This is a genomic window from Micromonospora sp. NBC_01739 (genome assembly GCF_035920385.1).
In the GTDB taxonomy this organism is placed as follows: Bacteria; Actinomycetota; Actinomycetes; order Mycobacteriales; family Micromonosporaceae; genus Micromonospora.
On record NZ_CP109151.1, the window covers coordinates 1,703,703 to 1,722,259 of the forward strand.

General features: G+C 72.0%; 19 protein-coding genes. 14 read left to right on the forward strand and 5 right to left on the reverse strand.

Going from position 1 to position 18,557, the window contains the following annotated elements; all coding sequences use genetic code 11:
* Positions 1–395 precede the first annotated feature (395 nt).
* The 3 genes from OIE53_RS07490 to rnhA all read left to right on the forward strand — a co-directional run bounded on the left by OIE53_RS07490 (position 396) and on the right by rnhA (position 3,083).
* Positions 396–983, forward strand: a complete 588-nt coding sequence (locus OIE53_RS07490) for a hypothetical protein (protein WP_327025850.1) — start codon at positions 396–398, stop codon at positions 981–983.
* Between the two features lie 290 nt (positions 984–1,273).
* Positions 1,274–2,563: a lycopene cyclase family protein gene (locus OIE53_RS07495; RefSeq protein ID WP_327027109.1), complete on the forward strand. Its 1,290-nt coding sequence runs from the start codon at positions 1,274–1,276 to the stop codon at positions 2,561–2,563.
* A gap of 52 nt (positions 2,564–2,615) precedes the next feature.
* Entirely contained in the window at positions 2,616–3,083 is a 468-nt protein-coding gene (gene rnhA / locus OIE53_RS07500) for a ribonuclease HI (RefSeq protein WP_327025852.1), read from the forward strand.
* A gap of 69 nt (positions 3,084–3,152) precedes the next feature.
* On the opposite strand, the gene OIE53_RS07505 is transcribed toward rnhA, so the two are convergent.
* The 3 genes from OIE53_RS07505 to OIE53_RS07515 form a co-directional block, all read right to left on the reverse strand.
* On the reverse strand, positions 3,153–3,986 hold the full coding sequence (locus OIE53_RS07505; RefSeq protein ID WP_327025853.1) for a pentapeptide repeat-containing protein: 834 nt from the start codon (positions 3,984–3,986) through the stop codon (positions 3,153–3,155).
* A gap of 80 nt (positions 3,987–4,066) precedes the next feature.
* Positions 4,067–4,645, reverse strand: a complete 579-nt coding sequence (locus tag OIE53_RS07510; RefSeq protein WP_327025854.1) for a DUF1772 domain-containing protein — start codon at positions 4,643–4,645, stop codon at positions 4,067–4,069.
* 133 nt (positions 4,646–4,778) lie between these two features.
* Positions 4,779–5,672, reverse strand: coding sequence for an LLM class flavin-dependent oxidoreductase (locus OIE53_RS07515; protein ID WP_327025855.1), 894 nt, complete (start codon positions 5,670–5,672; stop codon positions 4,779–4,781).
* 93 nt (positions 5,673–5,765) lie between these two features.
* Here OIE53_RS07515 and OIE53_RS07520 point away from each other — a divergent pair, with 93 nt between their 5' ends.
* From OIE53_RS07520 to OIE53_RS07570, 11 genes are all read left to right on the forward strand, one after another.
* The gene (locus OIE53_RS07520) at positions 5,766–6,335 is read left to right on the forward strand and encodes a MarR family winged helix-turn-helix transcriptional regulator (protein ID WP_327025856.1); all 570 of its coding nucleotides are present in this window, start codon (positions 5,766–5,768) and stop codon (positions 6,333–6,335) included.
* A gap of 10 nt (positions 6,336–6,345) precedes the next feature.
* Positions 6,346–6,948 carry an MBL fold metallo-hydrolase gene (locus tag OIE53_RS07525; protein WP_327025857.1) on the forward strand — a complete coding sequence of 201 codons (603 nt, stop codon included), beginning with the start codon at positions 6,346–6,348 and terminating at the stop codon, positions 6,946–6,948.
* Between the two features lie 92 nt (positions 6,949–7,040).
* Complete coding sequence (gene ygiD / locus OIE53_RS07530) at positions 7,041–7,907, forward strand: 4,5-DOPA dioxygenase extradiol (protein WP_327025858.1); 867 nt, start codon at positions 7,041–7,043, stop codon at positions 7,905–7,907.
* Between the two features lie 94 nt (positions 7,908–8,001).
* The gene (locus OIE53_RS07535; protein WP_393341526.1) at positions 8,002–9,486 is read left to right on the forward strand and encodes a flavin-containing monooxygenase; all 1,485 of its coding nucleotides are present in this window, start codon (positions 8,002–8,004) and stop codon (positions 9,484–9,486) included.
* Positions 9,479–10,345 (forward strand): SDR family NAD(P)-dependent oxidoreductase, encoded by an 867-nt coding sequence (locus OIE53_RS07540; protein ID WP_327025859.1) that lies wholly within the window; start codon positions 9,479–9,481, stop codon positions 10,343–10,345. Before OIE53_RS07535 ends, OIE53_RS07540 begins: the two co-directional genes overlap by 8 nt.
* Positions 10,346–10,395: 50 nt before the next feature.
* On the forward strand, positions 10,396–11,058 hold the full coding sequence (locus OIE53_RS07545) for a GntR family transcriptional regulator (RefSeq protein WP_327025860.1): 663 nt from the start codon (positions 10,396–10,398) through the stop codon (positions 11,056–11,058).
* A complete protein-coding gene (locus OIE53_RS07550) occupies positions 11,055–12,467 on the forward strand; it encodes an MFS transporter (protein WP_327025861.1) in 1,413 nt (470 codons plus the stop codon). The genes OIE53_RS07545 and OIE53_RS07550 overlap by 4 nt, the downstream gene beginning before the upstream one ends.
* Positions 12,464–13,549, forward strand: a complete 1,086-nt coding sequence (locus OIE53_RS07555; protein WP_327025862.1) for an S-(hydroxymethyl)mycothiol dehydrogenase — start codon at positions 12,464–12,466, stop codon at positions 13,547–13,549. The genes OIE53_RS07550 and OIE53_RS07555 overlap by 4 nt, the downstream gene beginning before the upstream one ends.
* Positions 13,549–14,178: an MBL fold metallo-hydrolase gene (locus tag OIE53_RS07560; RefSeq protein WP_327025863.1), complete on the forward strand. Its 630-nt coding sequence runs from the start codon at positions 13,549–13,551 to the stop codon at positions 14,176–14,178. Before OIE53_RS07555 ends, OIE53_RS07560 begins: the two co-directional genes overlap by 1 nt.
* Positions 14,179–14,358: 180 nt before the next feature.
* Complete coding sequence (locus OIE53_RS07565; protein ID WP_327027111.1) at positions 14,359–15,402, forward strand: DUF3626 domain-containing protein; 1,044 nt, start codon at positions 14,359–14,361, stop codon at positions 15,400–15,402.
* A 319-nt stretch (positions 15,403–15,721) separates the two neighbouring features.
* On the forward strand, positions 15,722–16,411 hold the full coding sequence (locus OIE53_RS07570; protein ID WP_327025864.1) for a hypothetical protein: 690 nt from the start codon (positions 15,722–15,724) through the stop codon (positions 16,409–16,411).
* Positions 16,412–16,477: 66 nt separating this feature from the next.
* Here the strand turns inward: OIE53_RS07570 and OIE53_RS07575 are convergent, their stop codons facing one another.
* Both OIE53_RS07575 and OIE53_RS07580 read right to left on the reverse strand, forming a co-directional pair.
* Entirely contained in the window at positions 16,478–17,218 is a 741-nt protein-coding gene (locus OIE53_RS07575; RefSeq protein WP_327025865.1) for an MBL fold metallo-hydrolase, read from the reverse strand.
* Positions 17,219–17,225: 7 nt separating this feature from the next.
* Entirely contained in the window at positions 17,226–18,557 is a 1,332-nt protein-coding gene (locus tag OIE53_RS07580; RefSeq protein WP_327025866.1) for an ATP-grasp domain-containing protein, read from the reverse strand.

Genomic DNA, 18,557 nt, shown 5'->3' on the forward strand with positions numbered 1-18,557 from the left:
GGCCTCGGCCTCACAGGTCTAACCGACCGGACCCCGATTCGAACCGACCGGGCCCCGACCCCCGGGCCTGCGGGAATGGTGGCGGCTGGCGGGTGGTTGTACATCCCTGACCGGCCGATGCAGGCCGCCTGAGCTGGGCAGATGGCTCCGTGAGTGTCTGGCCCGGCGGGAATGATGGCGGGCAGCCGGTCGTTGTACATGGTCCCGGCGCCACGAAGGGCCATGCCCCGTGCGAAGCCCTCCGGTCCGCGAAGGGCCCGGGTCTCGTGCGTGAAGTGCCCCGGCCCCGTGTGTCAGCCGGTGATTCTTCCCCCCTGTTTTCAGCGCCTGATGGCGTTTGCACGCACCCGATCCCCCTTTCGTGGTGTGTGTCTACCCCCGAATGGAGCTTGGTCATGAACTCGATCTTCCGTAACAGTGTGCTCGGTATTGCTGGTGTGGCCCTCGCCGGTGGTGTCTTCGCTGGCCCGGTGGCTGCTCAGGCGGACGCCACTCCGGTGAAGTCGAGTCCGGTGGCCGCGGTGCAGGCTGACAAGCCCGATACGGGCAAGTTGATTCCGCATGGTGTGCAGGGCAGGCAGTCCCGCATCGATCTGGACGCTGAGCAGGTCGCGAACACGAAGGCGATCATCGCGGCCACGAAGAAGAACGGCATGGACGAACGCGCCGCGGTGGTGTCGATCGCGACGGCGTTGCAGGAGTCGAAGTTGGAGAACCTGGGTCACCTGGGTGACCGCAACGACCACGACTCCCAGGGCTTGTTCCAGCAGCGGCCGTCCAGTGGTTGGGGCACGGTGGAGCAGATCACCGATCCCGAGTACTCCACGACCGCGTTCCTGAAGGGCCTCAAGCAGGTTGATGGTTGGCAGGACATGCCGTTGACCAAGGCCGCGCAGACCGTGCAGGTGTCGGCGTACCCGGACCACTACGCCCAGTGGGAGCAGCAGGCCGCTGACCTGGTAGCCCAGCACTGGAACAGCTGACCCGACAGACATTCCTCCACAGGGGGAGCAGGAAACCGTTGGCCGGCACCCGAACCCCGGGTGCCGGCCAACGGCCGTCTACACCCCCGCCGACGCCATCGATCCCGCCGACATTCACAGAGCCCGCCGATATCCACGAAGCCGCCGCGCGGGCCGGTTCTGCAACACCTCGGGCCAGCGGATAGCTGCAGCGGTGAAAGTGTTAACAAGGGACCCTTTCCCTACCGCAGGCGTTAACCGGGGGCCCTTCCTTGCACCTGGGTGGGGGTGTGGAAGCGTGGGTGGGGGAGGTGGGCCGGTTGGATGAGGTTGATCTCGCCCTGGTCGGTGGAGGTGGCGCCGCGTCGCTCGTGTTGGCCGCCCTGACCCGGCATGGGGTGCAGGATCTGCGGGTCGCGGTCGTCGATCCGGTCCATCGGCGCGGCCAGGACCGGACCTGGGCTTTCTGGGACCGGCCGGGCAACGACCTGGACGAGTTGCTCAGCGCCAGTTGGTCGCGGGTCGAGGTGGTCACCGCCCAGACGCACCGCACCCTGGACGTGGCCCCGCTGCGGTACGCGATGCTGCGGTCCGCCCCGATCTACGACCGGGCTGCCGAGGCCGAACGACGCCTGAGGGCTACCCGGGTGCTCGCCAGTGCCGACACCTTGTCCGACCACGGCGACGGGGTGCTGGTGGGCGGCGACGCGGATCGGCCGGTGTTGCGTGCCGGTTGGGTGCTGGACTCCCGGCCCCGGCCTCCGGAGCGACCCGGGCGGACGAACTGGTTGCAGCATTTCCGGGGCTGGTGGCTGGAGACCGACCGGCCGACCTTCGACCCGGCCCGGGCCGTGCTGATGGACTTCCGTACCCCGCAGCCGACCCGGGGGGTGTCCTTCGGGTACGTGCTGCCGGTCAGCGACCGGTACGCCCTGGTCGAGTACACCGAGTTCTCTCCGCACCTGCTCACCGGGGCGGCCTACGACCGGGCCCTGGCCGGCTACTGCGACCTGCTCGGTCTGGACCCGGCCCGGTTCACGGTCGCGGAGGTGGAGAACGGGGTCATCCCGATGACCGACGGACCCTTCGTCGCCCGGCCCTCGCCCCGGGTGGTGCGCCTGGGCACCGCCGGGGGCGCCACCCGCCCGTCCACCGGGTTCACCTTCGCGGCCATGTACCGGCAGGCCGACCAGGTGGCCCGGGCACTGGCCGCCGGGCGGCCACCGGTTCCGGCCCCGGCGTACCCCCTTCGGCATCGTTGGATGGACGCGGTGGCGCTGCGGGCCCTGGACCGTGACCTGGTCGACGGGCCGGAGTTCTTCGGTCGACTGTTCGACCGCAATCCGGCCTCGCGGGTGCTGCGGTTCCTCGACGGGGACACCACAGTGGCCGAGGATCTGGCGGTGATGCGGTCGACCCGGCTGCTGCCGATGCTGACCGCCACCGTGGGCGATGCCGGCGACCGGCTGGGCCAGCGGATCGTACGGTCGCCTCGACCGGCCTGGACGGTGCCGCCGCCGGTCGTCGGATCCGACCCTCCACCGGGCCGGTCGGCGGAGGAGGCCGCCGGTGAGGGCGAGCGGGGTTCGCCGGTTCGCTGACCCGCGCGGCCGGTCGTTCGTCGGCGCGGGCGGCTTCGGTAGGTTGGGCGTCATGGCGGACGAGGGGACCGGCCGGGTCGTGCAGATCTGGACCGACGGCGCGTGCAGCGGCAATCCCGGCCCGGGTGGCTGGGGCGCGGTGCTGCGCTACGGCACCCACGAGCGGGAGATCTGCGGCGGGGAGGCCGCCCCGACCACGAACAACCGGATGGAGCTGACCGCCGCCATCAAGGCCCTGGAGAGCCTGACCCGGCCGGTCACGGTCGAGTTGCACACCGACAGCACGTACGTGCGTAACGGCATCACCAGTTGGCTGGCCTCCTGGAAGCGCAACGGCTGGCTGACGGCGGGCAAGCAGCCGGTGAAGAACGCCGACCTGTGGCAGCAGTTGGAGGCGGCCTGCTCCCGGCACCGGGTCACCTGGCTGTGGGTCAAGGGCCACAACGGGCATCCGGAGAACGAGCGGGCGGACGCCCTGGCCAACCAGGGGATGACCGAGGCGCGGGCCGCCCGGGTGTGACCCGCCGCCCCTAGCAGGCTTGTCGCGCTGCCGGCCGACACTGGCCGCAGCCAGCGCAAGAAGGCAGGGTCAGCGTCGCCGGGCGCGGCGGGGGGTCAACGGCAGGGCCGACCAGTGGGCGGGCCGGTCCAGCCCGGCCGGTAGCCGGGTCTGCCGGTCACCGCGGGCCGCGTCGACCTGGGCCTGGTGCAGGAACAGAGCCTCGGACAGGTCCGCGCCCCGCAGGTCCGCCCCGCGCAGATCGGCGCCGGTCAGGTCGGCTCGGGCCAGGTCCGCCCCGCGCAGGTCCGCCCCGATCAGGGTCGCGCCGCGCAGGTTGGCCCCCCGCAGGTCCACCCGGCGCAGGTCCCGGCCGACCAGCACGGCACCCCGATGGTCGGCACCGCCGCGGACGCGGGCCAGTTCGGCGGTACGCGACAACAGCACGTTGAGCTTCGCGCGGTGCTCGTCGAGGTCGAGGGCCAGCAGGTCCTGCGGGCTGCCGGCGGCCAGGGCGTCGGTCTCGGCCTGTGCGGCGGACAACTGTGCGGCCAGTTCGGCCGGTGGCCCCAACCGCAGTGCCTCGGTCAGGTACCACAGCAGTTCGTGCAGGGACCGCATCACCGCGAAGACGTCGAACATCTGGGCGGCCTGCTCCGGTGCGGAACGCCAGTCCCGTCCGCCGTAGGTCTGCTGGGCCACCCGCTGACCGGCGCCGAAGCAGTCGAAGACGGTGCACCCGGCGAAGCCGCGCTCGCGTAGCTGGGGGTGGATGCCGCAGCCGAAGTCGGCGTCCAGGTTGCGGCACGGCTGCCCGGCGGGTTTGTCGACCGCGAAGTCGGCCGACGCGGCGAAGGCCGGGGCGACGCAGCAGAGCCCGAAGCAGCGGGCACAGTCGGCCCGCAACCCACTCGCCACCGTCATCCCCGCCACCCTTGCCCGCCCTCGCTCGCTGAACGCCGCCACCAATTGTCCTCGCCGGACCAGCCCGGTCACCCGCCGGGTCAGCTGCGGGCATCGGTGTCGACCAAGGGGCGTTGACCGGTACGGGCCCAGCGCAGCAGGGCGGCGAAGGACAGTGCGGCGGTCACCGCCCCACCGGCGAGCCGTACCCGGTGCCCGGCGACGAACTCGTCGGCGACCTGGCGCAGGTACTCCGGTGAGTGGGTGCCGGCCGGGTCGACGAACATGATCTCGTTGCGGGGCCAGAAGAAGACCACCGAGAACAGGAACTCGCAGGCGACGAAGACCACGGTCGCGGCGACTATCCACCACCGTAGACCTCGCTGACGCCAGGTGAGCACCGTGGCGGCGACGCTCAGCAGCACCACGGAGGCGCCCAGCGGGGGAAAGTAGTCGCTGGGGCCACTGACGGCGAGGAACTCGCGGGCCCGGTCCAGGGAGGCCGGTGGGTCGTGGAAGACGTTCGGGTAGAGCATCACCGTCTCGGCCGCCACTCCGCCGAACGACATCATGGCCGCCCAGGTCAGGCCGACGAGGGCCGACCAGATGAGTTTGCCGCGCACCGCATCCTCCCCGCGTTCCGGTGCCCTGCCGGGCACATCGAGCTGCTGCGCGGCCAACGCTAGGGAGAATCGGGGGTGGCGCCTGCCGTCCGTCGACCCGAACACCTGTCGCCTGTCGACGTACGCCGGCCCCGGTCGGGCACGCCGCCGGGCGTACCCGACCCGGACGGTAGATGGGGGACCGGGGTGATCACCTGGCTCGTTCGGTGGCGACCAGTTCTCGGGTGGCCGGTGCCACCTCGGCGGCGAACCGGCGCAGGTCCTCGGGGTCGTCGCTGCTCAGGATGAAGGTGCTGATTCCCTCGGTCAGGGTCAGGTCGGCCAGTTCCTCGGCCCACTGCTCCGCCGGGCCGTGCAGTGGGCCCTGGCCGGTCGAGGTGAACCGTCCGTCGATGTTGAGCAGGCGGCGTACCTCGGCGGGGGAGCGGCCGGCGGCGGTGGCGGCCTCGTCGATGATGGCGTTGCCCTTGGCCAGGTCGCCGGGTTGCAGGTAGGGCAGCGAGGGTAGCCACCCGTCGGCGCGGCGTCCGGTCAGCGCGAGCATCCGAGGCTTGTACGCCCCGAGCCAGATGGGGACGTCGTGGGCCGGGGCCGGGCCGCGCTTGGCGCCGATCAGCCGGTAGAACTCGCCGTCCACCCGTACGCCGCCCCGGGTCTCGGTGTCCCAGATCTGGCGGATGACCTCGATCGCCTCCTCCAGGGCCCGTACCGCCTGACCGGGGGCCAGCCGCCGCCCACCCATCGCCTCGATGGCGTCCCAGAACCCTCCCGCGCCCAGGCCGAGCGCGATCCGACCCTCGCTGAGCAGGTCGAGGCTCGCGGCGGCACGGGCCAGCACCGCCGGTGGCCGCAGCGGCAGGTTGGTCACGTTCGCGGACAGGTGTATCCGGCTGGTCCGGGCCGCCACGAAGCTCATCAGGGTCCAGGTGTCCAGGAAGGCGGGCTGGTAGGGATGGTCCTGGAAGGTCACCAGGTCGAGCCCGACCTCCTCGGCGAGCACGGCGAGCCGGACCGGTTGTGTCGGGTCGGCGTTGCCGGGGGTCAGGAACGATCCGAAGATCAGGTCGTGTCCGTAGTCGCTCATCGCGGTCGTCCTTCCTGAGAGCGGACCGCCAATGCTATGCCGGATAGAACATGTGTGTGCAATAAAATCTGTGATCTGGACTAAACTGTGGGCATGACCGGCGACGACCCCCACCCCGACCTGATCACCGACGACCTCGGGTGGATGCTCGGGGTCCTCTTCCGGGCCCACCTGCGCGGTGCCGAGCACACCCTCGGTGACCTGCCCGGTGGGCCACGCGGCTACCAGGTGCTCGTCGCCGCCGACCGGGAGCCGGCCCGTAACCAGGGCGCGATCGCCGAGGAGTTGGGCATCGACCGCACCGTGCTGACGTACCTGATCGACGACCTGGAGCGCGACGGGCTGGTGGCGCGCCGCCCCGACCCGGCCGATCGGCGTAGTCGGCTGGTGGTCCCCACCGAGGCCGGTCGGGCGGCGGCCCGGCAGCGGCGGGAGGCGCTGTGTCAGGTCGAGAATCGCCTGATGGCGGCGTTGACCGAGGAGGAGGGCGCCACCCTGCGGGCCCTGCTGCGCCGGGCGGCGTGCGCGGCCCAGGCGGTCGACCCGTTGACCGACCTGTGCGCGGTGGCCGAGGAGGCGGCCGACCGGGCACCGGCGCGGCGTCGTCCGGCGGCCCGTTCCACCCCGCGCAGCGGGACCACCCGCCGCCCCACTTCGCCGTAGCCTGCACGAGGTGCGGATAACCAAGTACACCCACTCCTGCGTCCGGCTCGAACACCACGGCCGGGTGCTCGTCATCGACCCCGGTACCTGGAGTGAGCCCCGCGCCCTGGCCGGCGCGGACGCCGTACTGGTCAGCCACGAACACATCGATCACATCGACGTGCTGCGGTTGGCCGGTCTGGGAGTGCCGGTCTTCGTACCGGAGGGTGCCGTGCTGCCGGAACCGGTCCACCTGCCGGTGACCCGGGTGCGGCCGGGGCAGGGGTTCACCGCCGCCGGGTTCGAGGTGACCGCGGTCGGTGGCCGGCACGCCACCATCCACGGCGGGCAACCCGACTGCGCCAACCTGGGCTATCTGGTCGACGAGGCGCTCTACCACCCGGGCGACTCGCTGCACCCGCCCGGCCGACCGGTGCGGACCCTGCTGGTCCCGGCGCAGGCCTCCTGGCTCAAGCTCACCGAGGCGATCGACTTCGCCACCGCGGTCGGCGCCGCCGAGGTGTTCCCGATCCACGACGCCCAGCTCAACTCCCGGGGCCTGGCCAGCGTCAACGGCTGGTTCGCCGAGACCGTCCCCGGCTACCGCTACCTGGCCCCGGGCGAGACCGCCTGAGGAAACCCCGGTCGCGTACGGGATCGGCGCAGGCCCGCCCACCGCCGGGCGGGCCGGATACCCTCGGCGAGGGCCACAGCAGGAGACATGCGATGAGCGACGAGACAGTGTCCACCATGCCGGCCGTGTTCTTCGGCCACGGCAGCCCGATGAACGCCCTGGAGGTCAACCGGTACACCGCCGCCTGGCGGGCCTTCGGGCAGTCGGTGCCCCGACCCCGGGCGATCCTGGTGGTCTCCGCCCACTGGTACATCGGCGCCACCGCGGTCACCGCGATGCCCCGCCCGAGAACGATCCACGACTTCTACGGCTTCCCGCAGGAACTGTTCGACATCCGCTATCCCGCCCCGGGCCTGCCCGAGCTGGCCGAAGAGGTCAGCGAGGTGGTGCACCCGACCTGGGTGGGAGCCGACCTGGACTCCTGGGGCATCGACCATGGCACCTGGTCGGTGCTGGTGCACGCCTTCCCTCAGGCGGACATCCCGGTCGTACAACTGAGCATCAACGCCTTCAAGGGCCTCGACTACCACCTGGAGCTGGGCGCGAAGCTGGCCCCGCTGCGCGAACGCGGGGTGCTGGTGGTGGCCAGCGGCAACGTGGTGCACAACCTCGGCGGGGTCGACCGCCGCCTGCTCGACCAGGGCTTCGACTGGGCCCGACGCTTCGACGAGGCGGCCAAGGCGACGATGCTCGAGGACCCGACCGAGGCCGGGCGCCTCGACGCCCACCGCGACTTCGGGCTGGCCGTGCCGACCCCGGACCACTTCATCCCGCTGCTCTACCTGGCCGGTCTGGCCGGGGCGGCCGGGCAGGGCACCGAGGTGCTGGTCGACGGGTACGCCTACGGGTCGCTGTCGATGACCGCGTACACCCTGGGTCTTCCCGGCCGGGCCACCGAGCCCCTGGCCGGCGCGCCGACCCTGCCCGAGGCGGTGCCGCCGGACTCCGCCAACATCTGAGCGGCCCTGGTCACCGCCGCCCGCCAGGCCGCCCTGGTCCGCCCCACCGGATAGGGTCCCCAGGCAGCATCTCGCGTACCTGGAGGAAGACCTGATGGCCCCGGACCACCTCGACGTGCTCATCGTGGGCGCCGGGCTGTCCGGCATCGGGGCGGCCTGCCAGCTGCGTCGGCACCGCCCGGACAAGACCTTCGCCGTGCTGGAGGCCCGCGACGAGGTCGGCGGCACCTGGGACCTGTTCCGCTATCCGGGCGTACGCTCCGACTCCGACATGTTCACCCTCGGCTACTCCTTCGCCCCCTGGCGGGCCCCGAAGGCGATCGCCGAGGGCGCGACCATCCTCGACTACCTGCGCCGTACCGCCGACGAGTACGACGTCACCCGGCACATCCGGTTGGGGCACCGGGTGGTGCGGGCCGACTGGGACAGCCGGCAGGCCCGCTGGACGGTGCTGGTCCGCCGCCCCGACACGGCCGACCCGATCACCCTCACCTGCGCCTTCCTGTACGCCTGCACCGGCTACTACCGGTACGACGCCGGGCACACCCCGCACTTCGCCGGGCAGGACCGGTTCACCGGACGGATCGTGCACCCGCAGCACTGGCCGGTCGACCTGGACCTGCGCGACCGTCGGGTGGTGGTGATCGGCAGCGGCGCCACCGCGGTCACCCTGGTCCCGGCGCTGGCCCGGCAGGCCGCCGAGGTGACCATGCTGCAACGCTCACCCACCTACGTGCTGGCCTTGTCCGCCCGCGACGGATTCGCCGACGCCCTGCGTCGCCGGTTGCCGGCGCGGCTGGCCCACCCCCTGATCCGGTGGAAGAACCTCCTGGGGGTCACCCTGACCTACCAGTTCAGCCGGTGGGCCCCCGGGTTGATGCGTCGCCTGCTGCGCCGGGGGGTGGCCCGCCGACTGCCGGCCGGCTACGACGTCGACCGGCATTTCCGCCCCCGCTACGACCCCTGGGACCAGCGGTTGTGTGTGGATCCCGACGGGGAGTTGTTCGCCGCCCTGGCCGAGGGACGGGCCAGGATGGTCACCGACACCATCGAGGGTTTCACCGCTACGGGCATCCGGTTGACCTCCGGCACCGAACTGCCCGCCGAGGTGGTCGTCACCGCCACCGGGCTGGACCTGCTGGCCCTGGGTGGAATGACCCTGCGGGTGGACGGCGTCGAGGTCGACCTGGCGCAGACGGTCGCGTACAAGGGCATGATGCTCTCCGGGGTACCGAACTTCGCCCTGACCCTCGGCTACACCAACGCCTCCTGGACCCTCAAGGCCGACCTGGTGGCCGAGTACGTGTGTCGGCTGCTGCGTCACCTGGACCGCACCGGCACCCAGGTCGTCACTCCCTCGGCCCCGCCGGACGACCGTCGGGCACCGCTGATCGGGCTCGGCTCCGGGTACGTACGCCGGGGGATCGAGCGCCTGCCCCGCCAGGGACACCGGGCACCCTGGCGAGCGCACCAGAACTACCTGCGGGATCTGCTGCTGCTGCGCTTCGGGCGGCTCACCGATCCCGGGGTCCGATTCAGCCGGGTCGACTCGGCACCACGGAGGTCTGTCGATGCGTAGGTTCGACTTCACCGGCGGCACCGCCGTGGTCACCGGGGCGGCCGGCGGCATCGGCGTCGCCCTGGCCCGGGGCCTGGCCCGCCGGGGCAGCGACCTGGTCCTGCTGGACCGCGACCCCGAGGGCCTGGAGTCCCTCGCCGCCGAACTGCGGGCGGCCGGGCGGACGGTGCACACCCATCAGGTCGACCTGGCCGACGCGCAGGCCACCGCCGCCGTGGCCGAGCAGATCCGCGCTGAGCACCCCCGGCTGCGACTGCTGGTCAACAACGCCGGGGTGGCCCTCGGTGGCCGCTTCGACGAGGTGACCTTCGACGAGTTCAGCTGGGTGGTGGAGGTGAACTTCCGGGCGGTGGCCCAGCTGACCCACGCCCTGCTGCCGACCCTGAAAGCCGAGCCCGGGGCGCATCTGGTCGCCGTCAGCAGCCTGTTCGGGCTGATCGCCCCGGCGGGCCAGGTGGCCTACTCGGCCAGCAAGTTCGCGGTGCGCGGCTTCACCGAGGCGCTGCGCCACGAACTCGCCGCCGACGGCATCGGCGTCACCTGCGTACATCCGGGTGGGGTGCGGACCCGCATCGCCCGCGACGCCCGGGTGGGCAGCGGGGTGGACCGGGCCCGGTTCGAGGACGGCCGCCGACGCTTCGAGCGGCTGCTGAGCATCGACCCGGCCATCGCCGCCGAGGCCATCCTGCGGGGGGTGGCCCGCCGTCGGGGTCGGGTCCTGATCGGCTGGTCGGCCCGACTGCCGGATCTGCTGGCCCGGGTGGCGCCGGCCGGGCATGGTCACCTGCTGGCCGCCCTGGGCCGGGCCGAGGCCCGCTCCACCCGGCCGCCCACCCCCTCCGCCGTACGACCGGAGTAGCGCACACCCCCGCCGGACCTGCTGAAACAGGTGGGGCGGATGATAGATACATGACGCATCCCTCCCCGAGTGGCCGGACCACCGTGCCCTCGGCCGCCGAACGCGCCTACCGGCACCTGAAGCGGGCCATCCTGGAACAGGTCCACCCGGGCGGGTCGCTGGTCAGCGAGGGGGAGATCGCCGAGGCGACCGGGGTGTCGCGTACTCCGGTGCGGGAGGCGCTGCTGCGGCTGGAGACCGAGGGGCTGGTGCGGCTCTATCCCAAGCGGGGGGCGCTGATCCTGCCGGTCTCGGCCCGCGAGATCACCGATGTCATCGAGGCCCGCCGGCTGGTCGAGGTGCATGCCGCCGAGCAGGTCTGGCCCCGACGCGCGGAGATCCGCGCCGACCTGGCCGCCCGGCTGGCCGAGATGCGCGCCGCCCACGCCGCCGGTGACCTGACCGCCCTGATGGCCGCCGACCGGGCCTTCCACGCCACCGTGGTCGACGCGGCCGGCAACGAAATCCTGGCCGAGCTGTACCAGCGGCTGCGGGACCGGCAACTGCGGATGGGGGAGACCACCTTCCGGCTCTCACCCCGCTGGGCGCAGATGGCGCTGACCGACCACGCCGCCCAGTTGGCCGCCCTCGACGGGGACGACCCCGGACCCTGGCTGGCCACGGTGGCCGCCCACATCGACAACGCCGCCCGCGCGCTGCGGGGTCTGCGGTGAGCCTGGCCGACCCGCCCTCCGTGCCGCGCCGACAGGCGATGCTGGTCTGGGGGGTGGCGCTGAGCGCGTACGTCGCCTCGGTGTTCCACCGCAGTTCCCTCGGGGTCACCGGGGTGGAGGCCACCCAGCGCTTCGAGATCAGCGCCGCCACCCTGGCCACCCTCACGGTCGCCCAACTAGGGGTGTACGCGCTGATGCAGGTACCCGTCGGGATGCTGCTCGACCGGTACGGCTCCCGCCGCCTGCTGGTGACCGGCGGTGCCCTGATGATCGCCGGTCAACTCGGCTTCGCCCTCGTCACGGACGTACGCCTGGCCGTGGCGGCCCGGATCCTGGTCGGCCTCGGCGACGCGATGACCTTCATCAGCGTGCTGCGGATCGTGGCCTACTGGTTCCCGGGGCGCCGCAATCCGCTGCTGGTGCAGTTGACCGGCACCCTGGGGCAACTCGGCGCGGTGTTCGGCGCCGTACCCCTGGTGTTGTTGCTGGAGCACACCGGGTGGACCACGGCCTTCCTGACGGTCGCCGGGGTGTCCTCGGCGATCCTGCTGGTGGTCGTCGCCACCATCCGGGACAGCCCGGGCCGGGTGGCCGTGGCCGCCGCCACCACGACACCGCCGGGTGGGCTGCTGGCCGCCGCCTGGGCCCAGCCCGGCACTCGCCTGGGGCTGTGGACCCACTTCGTCTGCCAGTTCTCCGGCAGCGTGTTCGCCCTGCTGTGGGGCTTTCCGTTCCTGGTGCAGGGGCAGGGGCTCACCCCCACCGCGGCGGCCACCCTGCTCACCGTGCTGACCCTGGGGATGCTGGTGACCGGGCCGACGGTCGCCTATCTGTGCGGCCGGTTCCCCCGACACCGTTCGGTGTTGGTCTTCGCCATCGTCGGGCTGACCGCGGCGACCTGGGCGGTGGTGCTGGCCTGGCCCGGACGGGCCCCCGGCTGGTTGCTGGTCGTGCTGGCCCTGGTGCTGGCCTTCAACGGTCCCGGTTCGCTGATCGGGTTCGACTTCGTCCGCACCTTCAACCCGGTGAACCGCATCGGCAGCGCCACCGGGATCGTCAACGTCGGCGGCTTCGTCGCGGCGATCATCCTGGTGCTCGCCGTAGGGGTGGTGCTCGACCTGGCCACCCCGGCCGGACAGAACGTGCCCGACCTGGACGCTTACCGGTGGGCCTTCGCGTTGCAGTACCTACTGTGGGCGGTGGGTGTGGTGCAGGTGCTGCGGTGGCGTAACGCCGCCCGACGTCGGTACGACGGGCCGCAGGCGTCGCCCGATCGCCCGGAAGCTGTGCTGGTGGGCGGTGGCGGCGGTAGGTTCGCCTCCGGGAATGATCGTCGGCGCCGCCGGTTCTCCGGGGTGGCCGCAGTGCGTCGGCGCGGTGCGTCGGCGCGGAGGAGGAGGAAAGTGTGAGCCAGCAGGTCAGGGGCGTCATCTCGCGGAGCAAGGGCGCACCCGTCGAGGTCACCGACATCGTGGTGCCGGACCCGGGGCCGGGCGAGGCGGTGGTACGGGTGCAGTCCTGCGGGGTCTGCCACACCGACCTGCACTACCGCGAGGGTGGCATCAACGACGACTACCCCTTCCTGCTCGGACACGAGGCCGCCGGCATCGTCGAGCAGGTCGGCGCGGGGGTCGACGGAATCGCCCCGGGCGATTTCGTGGTGCTCAACTGGCGGGCCGTCTGCGGCGAGTGCCGGGCCTGTCGCCGTGGCCGCCCGTGGTACTGCTTCGCCACCCACAACGCCGCCCAGAAGATGACCCTGACCGACGGCACCGTCCTCACCCCGGCCCTGGGCATCGGCGCCTTCGCCGAGAAGACCCTGGTGCACGCCGGCCAGTGCACCAAGGTGGACCCGGCCGCCCGGCCCGCCGCCGTGGGGCTGCTCGGCTGCGGGGTGATGGCCGGCCTCGGCGCGGCGATGAACACCGGCGGGGTGACCCGGGGCGACTCCGTGGCCGTGATCGGCTGCGGCGGGGTCGGTGACGCGGCGATCGCCGGTGCGCTGCTGGCCGGGGCGACGACGATCGTGGCCGTGGACACGGACTCCCGCAAGCTGGACTGGGCCCGGAAGTTCGGCGCCACCCACACGGTGAACGCCTCCGAGAGCGACCCGGTGGCCGAGATCCAGGCCGCCACCGGCGGGTTCGGCGCCGACGTGGTCATCGACGCGGTCGGTCGGCCGGAGACCTGGAAGCAGGCCTTCTACGCCCGCGACCTGGCCGGCACGGTCGTGCTGGTCGGGGTGCCCACCCCCGAGATGCGGGTCGAGCTGCCGCTGCTGGACGTCTTCGGCCGGGGCGGGGCGCTGAAGTCCAGCTGGTACGGCGACTGCCTGCCCAGCCGGGACTTCCCCATGCTCACCGAGCTCTACCTGCAGGGTCGCCTGGACCTGGACGCCTTCGTCACCGAGGAGATCGGCCTGGACGGGGTCGAGCAGGCCTTCGCCCGGATGCACCACGGCGACGTGCTGCGCTCGGTGGTGGTCTTCTGATGGCCGCCCGCATCGACCACGCCGTCACCTCCGGCACCTTCTCCCTGGACGGGCAGACCTTCGAGGTCGACAACAACGTCTGGGTGGTCGGCGACGACACCGAGTGCCTCGTCATCGACGCCCCCCACGACATGGAGGCCATCCTGAAGGTGGTCGCCGGCCGACGGGTCACCGCGATCGTCGCCACCCACGCCCACGACGACCACGTCCGGGTAGCCCCGCAGCTATCCCAGGCCACCGGTGCGCCGGTGCTGCTGCACCCCGCTGACCGGGTGCTGTGGGACATGGTGCACCCCGATCAGTCGCCCGGCGGCGAGCTGCACGACGGACAGCGGATCGAGGTCGGCGGCAGCACCCTGACCGTGCTGCACACCCCCGGGCACAGCCCCGGCGCGTGTTGCCTGCACGACCCCACCCAGGAGGTCGTCTTCACCGGCGACACCCTCTTCGCGGGTGGGCCGGGTGCCACCGGTCGCTCCTACAGCGACTTCGGCACCATCATCGACTCGATCCGGGACCGGCTGCTCACCCTGCCGCCGCAGACCGTGGTACACCCCGGTCACGGTGACAGCAGCACCATCGGCGCCGAGGCGCCGCAGCTGCCGCAGTGGCTGGCCCGGGGGCACTGACCTCGGCCGTTAATCCGGATGCGTCCGTACCACCGGTCGGGTGACCCTGTCGCGGTGTCATCCGTAACCGATCCTGAACGCGCACCGGCGGCGGGTCCACCCGCCGCCGGTGCCGTCCCGCGGCAGCCGAATCCATCCCTGACCCCGGCCCAGCGCCATGCCCTGCGACATGTACGCAGGGTGGCGTTGCGGGACCGATCCGCCGCGTTGGACACCATCACCCGGCTGTTGGAGGTCGCCGGGGTCCGCGCCGACCCGCGGCAACTCGTCGCGGCGATCGGCCGACAGGGCCTGATCACCCTCAACTTCCACCCCGACCGGCTGCTGGCCGACGGCCGCACGGTCGCGCAGTCCCTGGCCACCGAGGGGGTCTACCGCAGCCAGTTCGAGACCGGAATCTCCAACGGCGGGTTGACCGCCTACCCGGGCGGTGACCGGGACCGGTGGGAGCAGCGGATGTTCGGTGGGGCGTACCAGTGGCCGGGGGTGCGCCCGGCGGAGCGGCCCAAATACGGGGGCCTGAACCTGCTCGATCATCCGGACGGGGCGGCTGCCCGCTTCGGCTCCTGCCATCTGCGGTTGCGCCCCGAGGTGCTGCACCGCACCACCTTCTGCTTCGGCGACAGCCATCTGGGCCCCTCCGTGTTCGGCACCCCGGAGGTCTGCGACCCCGTGGTGGCCGCCCTGCTCACCGCCACGGTGACGACCGGCGGGTGTCTGGGTCGTGCCGGTATCGACCTGGTCGTCCTCACCGAGCGGCTGCTGCGCCACCGTGAGCAGGATCCCGCCACGGCACCCGCCGGGCGGGCCCTGGACGACTACATCGAGGCCCAGGTGCACGGAGAGGTGCGGCTGGGGCGGGATGTGCGGGAACTCGTCGCCGATCCCTCGTTCCAGGGCACCCCGGTCGGTGCGGCCCTGGCCGCCGCCGCGCAACGCCACGGTTTCCGGCTGCGGTGGCACGCCGGCTTCACCCTGCCGGTGGACCAGGTCGACGCCGAATTCCGGGGGCCGGCCATCCCACCCCTGGCCGCCCGGGTGCACGCCGAGTTCGCCCGGCCGGGTGAACCCCTGCACGCCGCCCTGATCGGCCGGGCCGCCGCCTCGGTGGTCACCGAGCCGCACCGCTGGGCCGACCGGGGCCCGATCACGGACACCCTGCAACACCTCAAGCAGTTGTGGCACGTACTGGTGCGCTTCGGTCTTCCCGCAGACGGCGGGTGACCTGCCGGTGGCGGGTGCGCTGCGGTCCTATCGGGTGCTGGCCTTGATCGACTCCGTTACGGCGGGATGGCGGTTTCCCGCCGCCGTGGACCCCACCGTTTCGGCGTAACGGTGTGGGCGGACTGTCGTCCCTGGGCAGGGGTGTCCGGGTCGGCGAGGTGAGCCGGCTCTCAACCTGCACGTCAGCGGGCATTTCCGGAATGACGGAAACATCGTCCTGGTTGACCTCCCCAAAGCGCCGGCACCCCGCCGGCCTTGGCAGTTCCCCCGAGAGCGGCTCAACCCCGAGCGGCTCGTAACGATCGAAAGGGCAACCATCGTGAAGTTCGACTTCACTCGATGGCTCCCGGCCATCGCGACGAACCCGAATCGCAAGACCACGCTGAGTGTGGTGGGCGTAACCGCCCTCGCCGGGCTGGCATTCGGCCCGACGGCCGTCGCCGCACCGCTGGCCAACGGCCCGCACGAGGGCGCCGTGGCGGCGATCGACAAGGCCACCGGCCAGGAGACCGCCGTCACCACGGCGGAGTCCGCCACCGAGCGCGCCGACCGGGCCTCCTCCGGCAAGCCGAGCCGAAGTGAGTTGATCCCGCACGGCGTACAGGGCCTCCAGTCGCGGGTGCCGCTGGACGACGCCCAGCGGCAGAACGCCAAGACCATCATCGAGGTGGCCAAGCGGACCGGCGTCGGCGAACGAGGCGCGGTGATCGGCATCGCCACCGCCTTGCAGGAGTCGAAGCTGTATAACCTCGGTCACCTGGGTGCGTACAACGACCACGACTCGCAGGGGCTGTTCCAGCAGCGGCCCTCCAGCGGCTGGGGCACGGAGGCACAGATCACCGACCCGGAGTACTCCTCGAACGCCTTCTTCCAGGCGCTCAAGAACGTCGACGGCTGGCGGGACATGCCGCTGACCGCCGCGGCGCAGACGGTGCAGGTCTCGGCCTACCCGTTCCACTACGCCCAGTGGGAGGAGCAGGCGGCGGAGGTCGTCTCCCAGCTCTGGTGACCCCGAACGACCGTTTCCCGGCCGACCCCGCGACCCGCGGGGTCGGCCGGTTCGTGTTCCGGGTCGTCAGACTCGTTGCCCGGGTTTCCAGCCCATGATGGTCCGGGGAGGTTCGCCGGTGCCGTCCCAGACGGAGGCCTGCACCATGAACTGGTTGGCGAACCGTTCCCGGCCCACCGTGGTGTCCTCCCCGTGCCCGGTCAGCAGCACCGTCTGGTCCGCCTTGCTCAGCAGGCCGCGCAGCGAGCGCAGGGTCTGGGCCCGGCTGCCGCCGGGCATGTCGGTGCGCCCGATCGTGCCGGCGTACAGGGTGTCACCCACCAGGCAGTACGACTCGCCATGCCGGTCGCCGGGCAGGTTGAACATCACCGAGCCGGGGGTGTGGCCGGGGGTGTGATCGACCCTTATCTCCAGACCGGAGACCGTGATCAGGTCACCGTCGTTGAGGGTGTGCACATCGTGGGGCTGCCGCCAGCTCCATTCCGGGCCGAGCAGCTGCGCGAACTGGGGACCGAACTCGTCGCCCAGTCCGCTGAACGGATCGGCCAGCATGTGGTGGTCCGCCGGGTGCAGGTAGATCGGCAGGCGGTGGGTGGCCTCGACGGCCGGCACCGAGTAGGTGTGGTCCAGGTGGCCGTGGGTCAGCAGCACCGCCCGGGCGGTCAGGCCGTGCCGGTCCAGGGCCTGCCCGAGACGCTCGGCCACCCCGTAGCCGGGGTCCACGACGACACAGTCGCCCCCCTCGGCGGTGGCCACCAGATAGCACTTGGTGGCGAAGGCGTCCGCCACCACGGTGGTGATGAACATGTCGCTCCTACTCGACGGTCAGGGTGATCGCGGCCCGAACCTGCTCCTCCAGTCGGTTGAGGTCGGCCTCGTCGTCGGCATCGATCAGGAAGGTCACCGCCCGGTCGTCCGAGCAGGTCAGCGGGCCGAGTTCGGCGCCGGGCGGCTTGAGCGCCAGCACCGCCCGCAGGGTCGGCGGGTCACCCGGCTCACCGGGACGCACGGTCGGCCACAGGTCGGCCTCGCCGATCCAGCGCACCCGCTCGCCCGGCCAGTCGACGGTGACGTCCCGCAGCACCCCCGGCTGGTGTTCCAGGTAGACCTGGCGGGCCCAGCGCCGGGGCCGGGGGTAGTCGACCTGTTCGCCGAGCGCGATCCCGATGATGGGTGCCTCCAGGGGGACCCCGCAGGCCAGGTGGTAGAGCAACGAGATGCCGTCGCCCGGGGTACGGGCCGCTATCTCCATCAGGACGGGCTCCCCGGCCTCGGTGACCCGCCACTCGGAATGGGTCACGCCGTCGGCGAAGGCCAGGCCGGTCAGGACCCGCTGGTTGGCCTCGGTGAGCAGGTCACCCACCTCCCGGCCGGCGATGCGCACCGGACCGGCCAGGATGGTGTGGGACAGCTCCACGAAGGTGCGTCCGTGCGTCTCGGTGGTCTCCTTGCGGGTGACCGCGGCGAACCGCACCTGGCCGTGCTGCACCAGCGACTCCACCGAGAACTCCTGGCCCTCGACCCGTTGCTCGATCAGCAGGGTCTCGTGGGAGGGATAGTCGCCGAGCAGGTCGGCGACCGCCTCCGGGCAGTATGCGGCGAGGACCCCCGAACTGGCGTGCCGGGCGGTCGGCTTGACGACCACCGGATATTTCAGGGCGTGCAGGTCGACGGTGGCCCGCCGGTGCGCGGGCACCGTCAACGAGGGTGGGCTCAACTCGGGCAGATAGCAGCGTTGCAGGTACTTGCTGCGGCAGGCCCGGCTGGCGCGCAGCCCGGGGGAGGGCAGACCGAGCATGTCGGCGGCCAGGCCACTGGGTTCGACCAGGGTCTCCTCCATGGCGTACAGGCCGGTCACCTCGTAGCGTTCCCGCCAGTCCTGCAGCACCGCCAGCACATCGGGGTTGAAGGAGGACTCCCGGTCCATGGCCCCGGCCGCGTAGGCGACCTCGGTGATCAGGTCGGCGGCCGGGCCCGGCCGGCTGAGCACCGCCTCGACCTGCGCCCGCGAGGTGTCCGGGCAGAGCACGAGGATGCGCAGGTCCCGCCGGGCCAGTTCGGTCAGGAGACGGTGGTTGCGGCAGATGACCCGGAACGCTCCGGTGAGCACGAAGGCGCGCGGCGACAGGGGGCGCGTCGGCGGCAT

Excerpts from the sequence above, each read along its gene's own strand:
- OIE53_RS07490 (WP_327025850.1), top strand. The coding sequence starts at position 396 with ATGAACTCGATCTTCCGTAACAGTGTGCTCGGTATTGCTGGTGTGGCC.
- OIE53_RS07540 (WP_327025859.1), top strand. The coding sequence starts at position 9,479 with ATGCGTAGGTTCGACTTCACCGGCGGCACCGCCGTGGTCACCGGGGCG.
- OIE53_RS07575 (WP_327025865.1), bottom strand. The coding sequence starts at position 17,218 with ATGTTCATCACCACCGTGGTGGCGGACGCCTTCGCCACCAAGTGCTAT.
- OIE53_RS07535 (WP_393341526.1), top strand. The coding sequence starts at position 8,002 with ATGGCCCCGGACCACCTCGACGTGCTCATCGTGGGCGCCGGGCTGTCC.
- OIE53_RS07520 (WP_327025856.1), top strand. The coding sequence starts at position 5,766 with ATGACCGGCGACGACCCCCACCCCGACCTGATCACCGACGACCTCGGG.
- OIE53_RS07545 (WP_327025860.1), top strand. The coding sequence starts at position 10,396 with ATGACGCATCCCTCCCCGAGTGGCCGGACCACCGTGCCCTCGGCCGCC.
- ygiD (WP_327025858.1), top strand. The coding sequence starts at position 7,041 with ATGAGCGACGAGACAGTGTCCACCATGCCGGCCGTGTTCTTCGGCCAC.
- OIE53_RS07515 (WP_327025855.1), bottom strand. The coding sequence starts at position 5,672 with ATGAGCGACTACGGACACGACCTGATCTTCGGATCGTTCCTGACCCCC.
- OIE53_RS07505 (WP_327025853.1), bottom strand. The coding sequence starts at position 3,986 with ATGACGGTGGCGAGTGGGTTGCGGGCCGACTGTGCCCGCTGCTTCGGG.
- OIE53_RS07580 (WP_327025866.1), bottom strand. The coding sequence starts at position 18,557 with ATGCCGCCGACGCGCCCCCTGTCGCCGCGCGCCTTCGTGCTCACCGGA.
- OIE53_RS07560 (WP_327025863.1), top strand. The coding sequence starts at position 13,549 with ATGGCCGCCCGCATCGACCACGCCGTCACCTCCGGCACCTTCTCCCTG.
- rnhA (WP_327025852.1), top strand. The coding sequence starts at position 2,616 with ATGGCGGACGAGGGGACCGGCCGGGTCGTGCAGATCTGGACCGACGGC.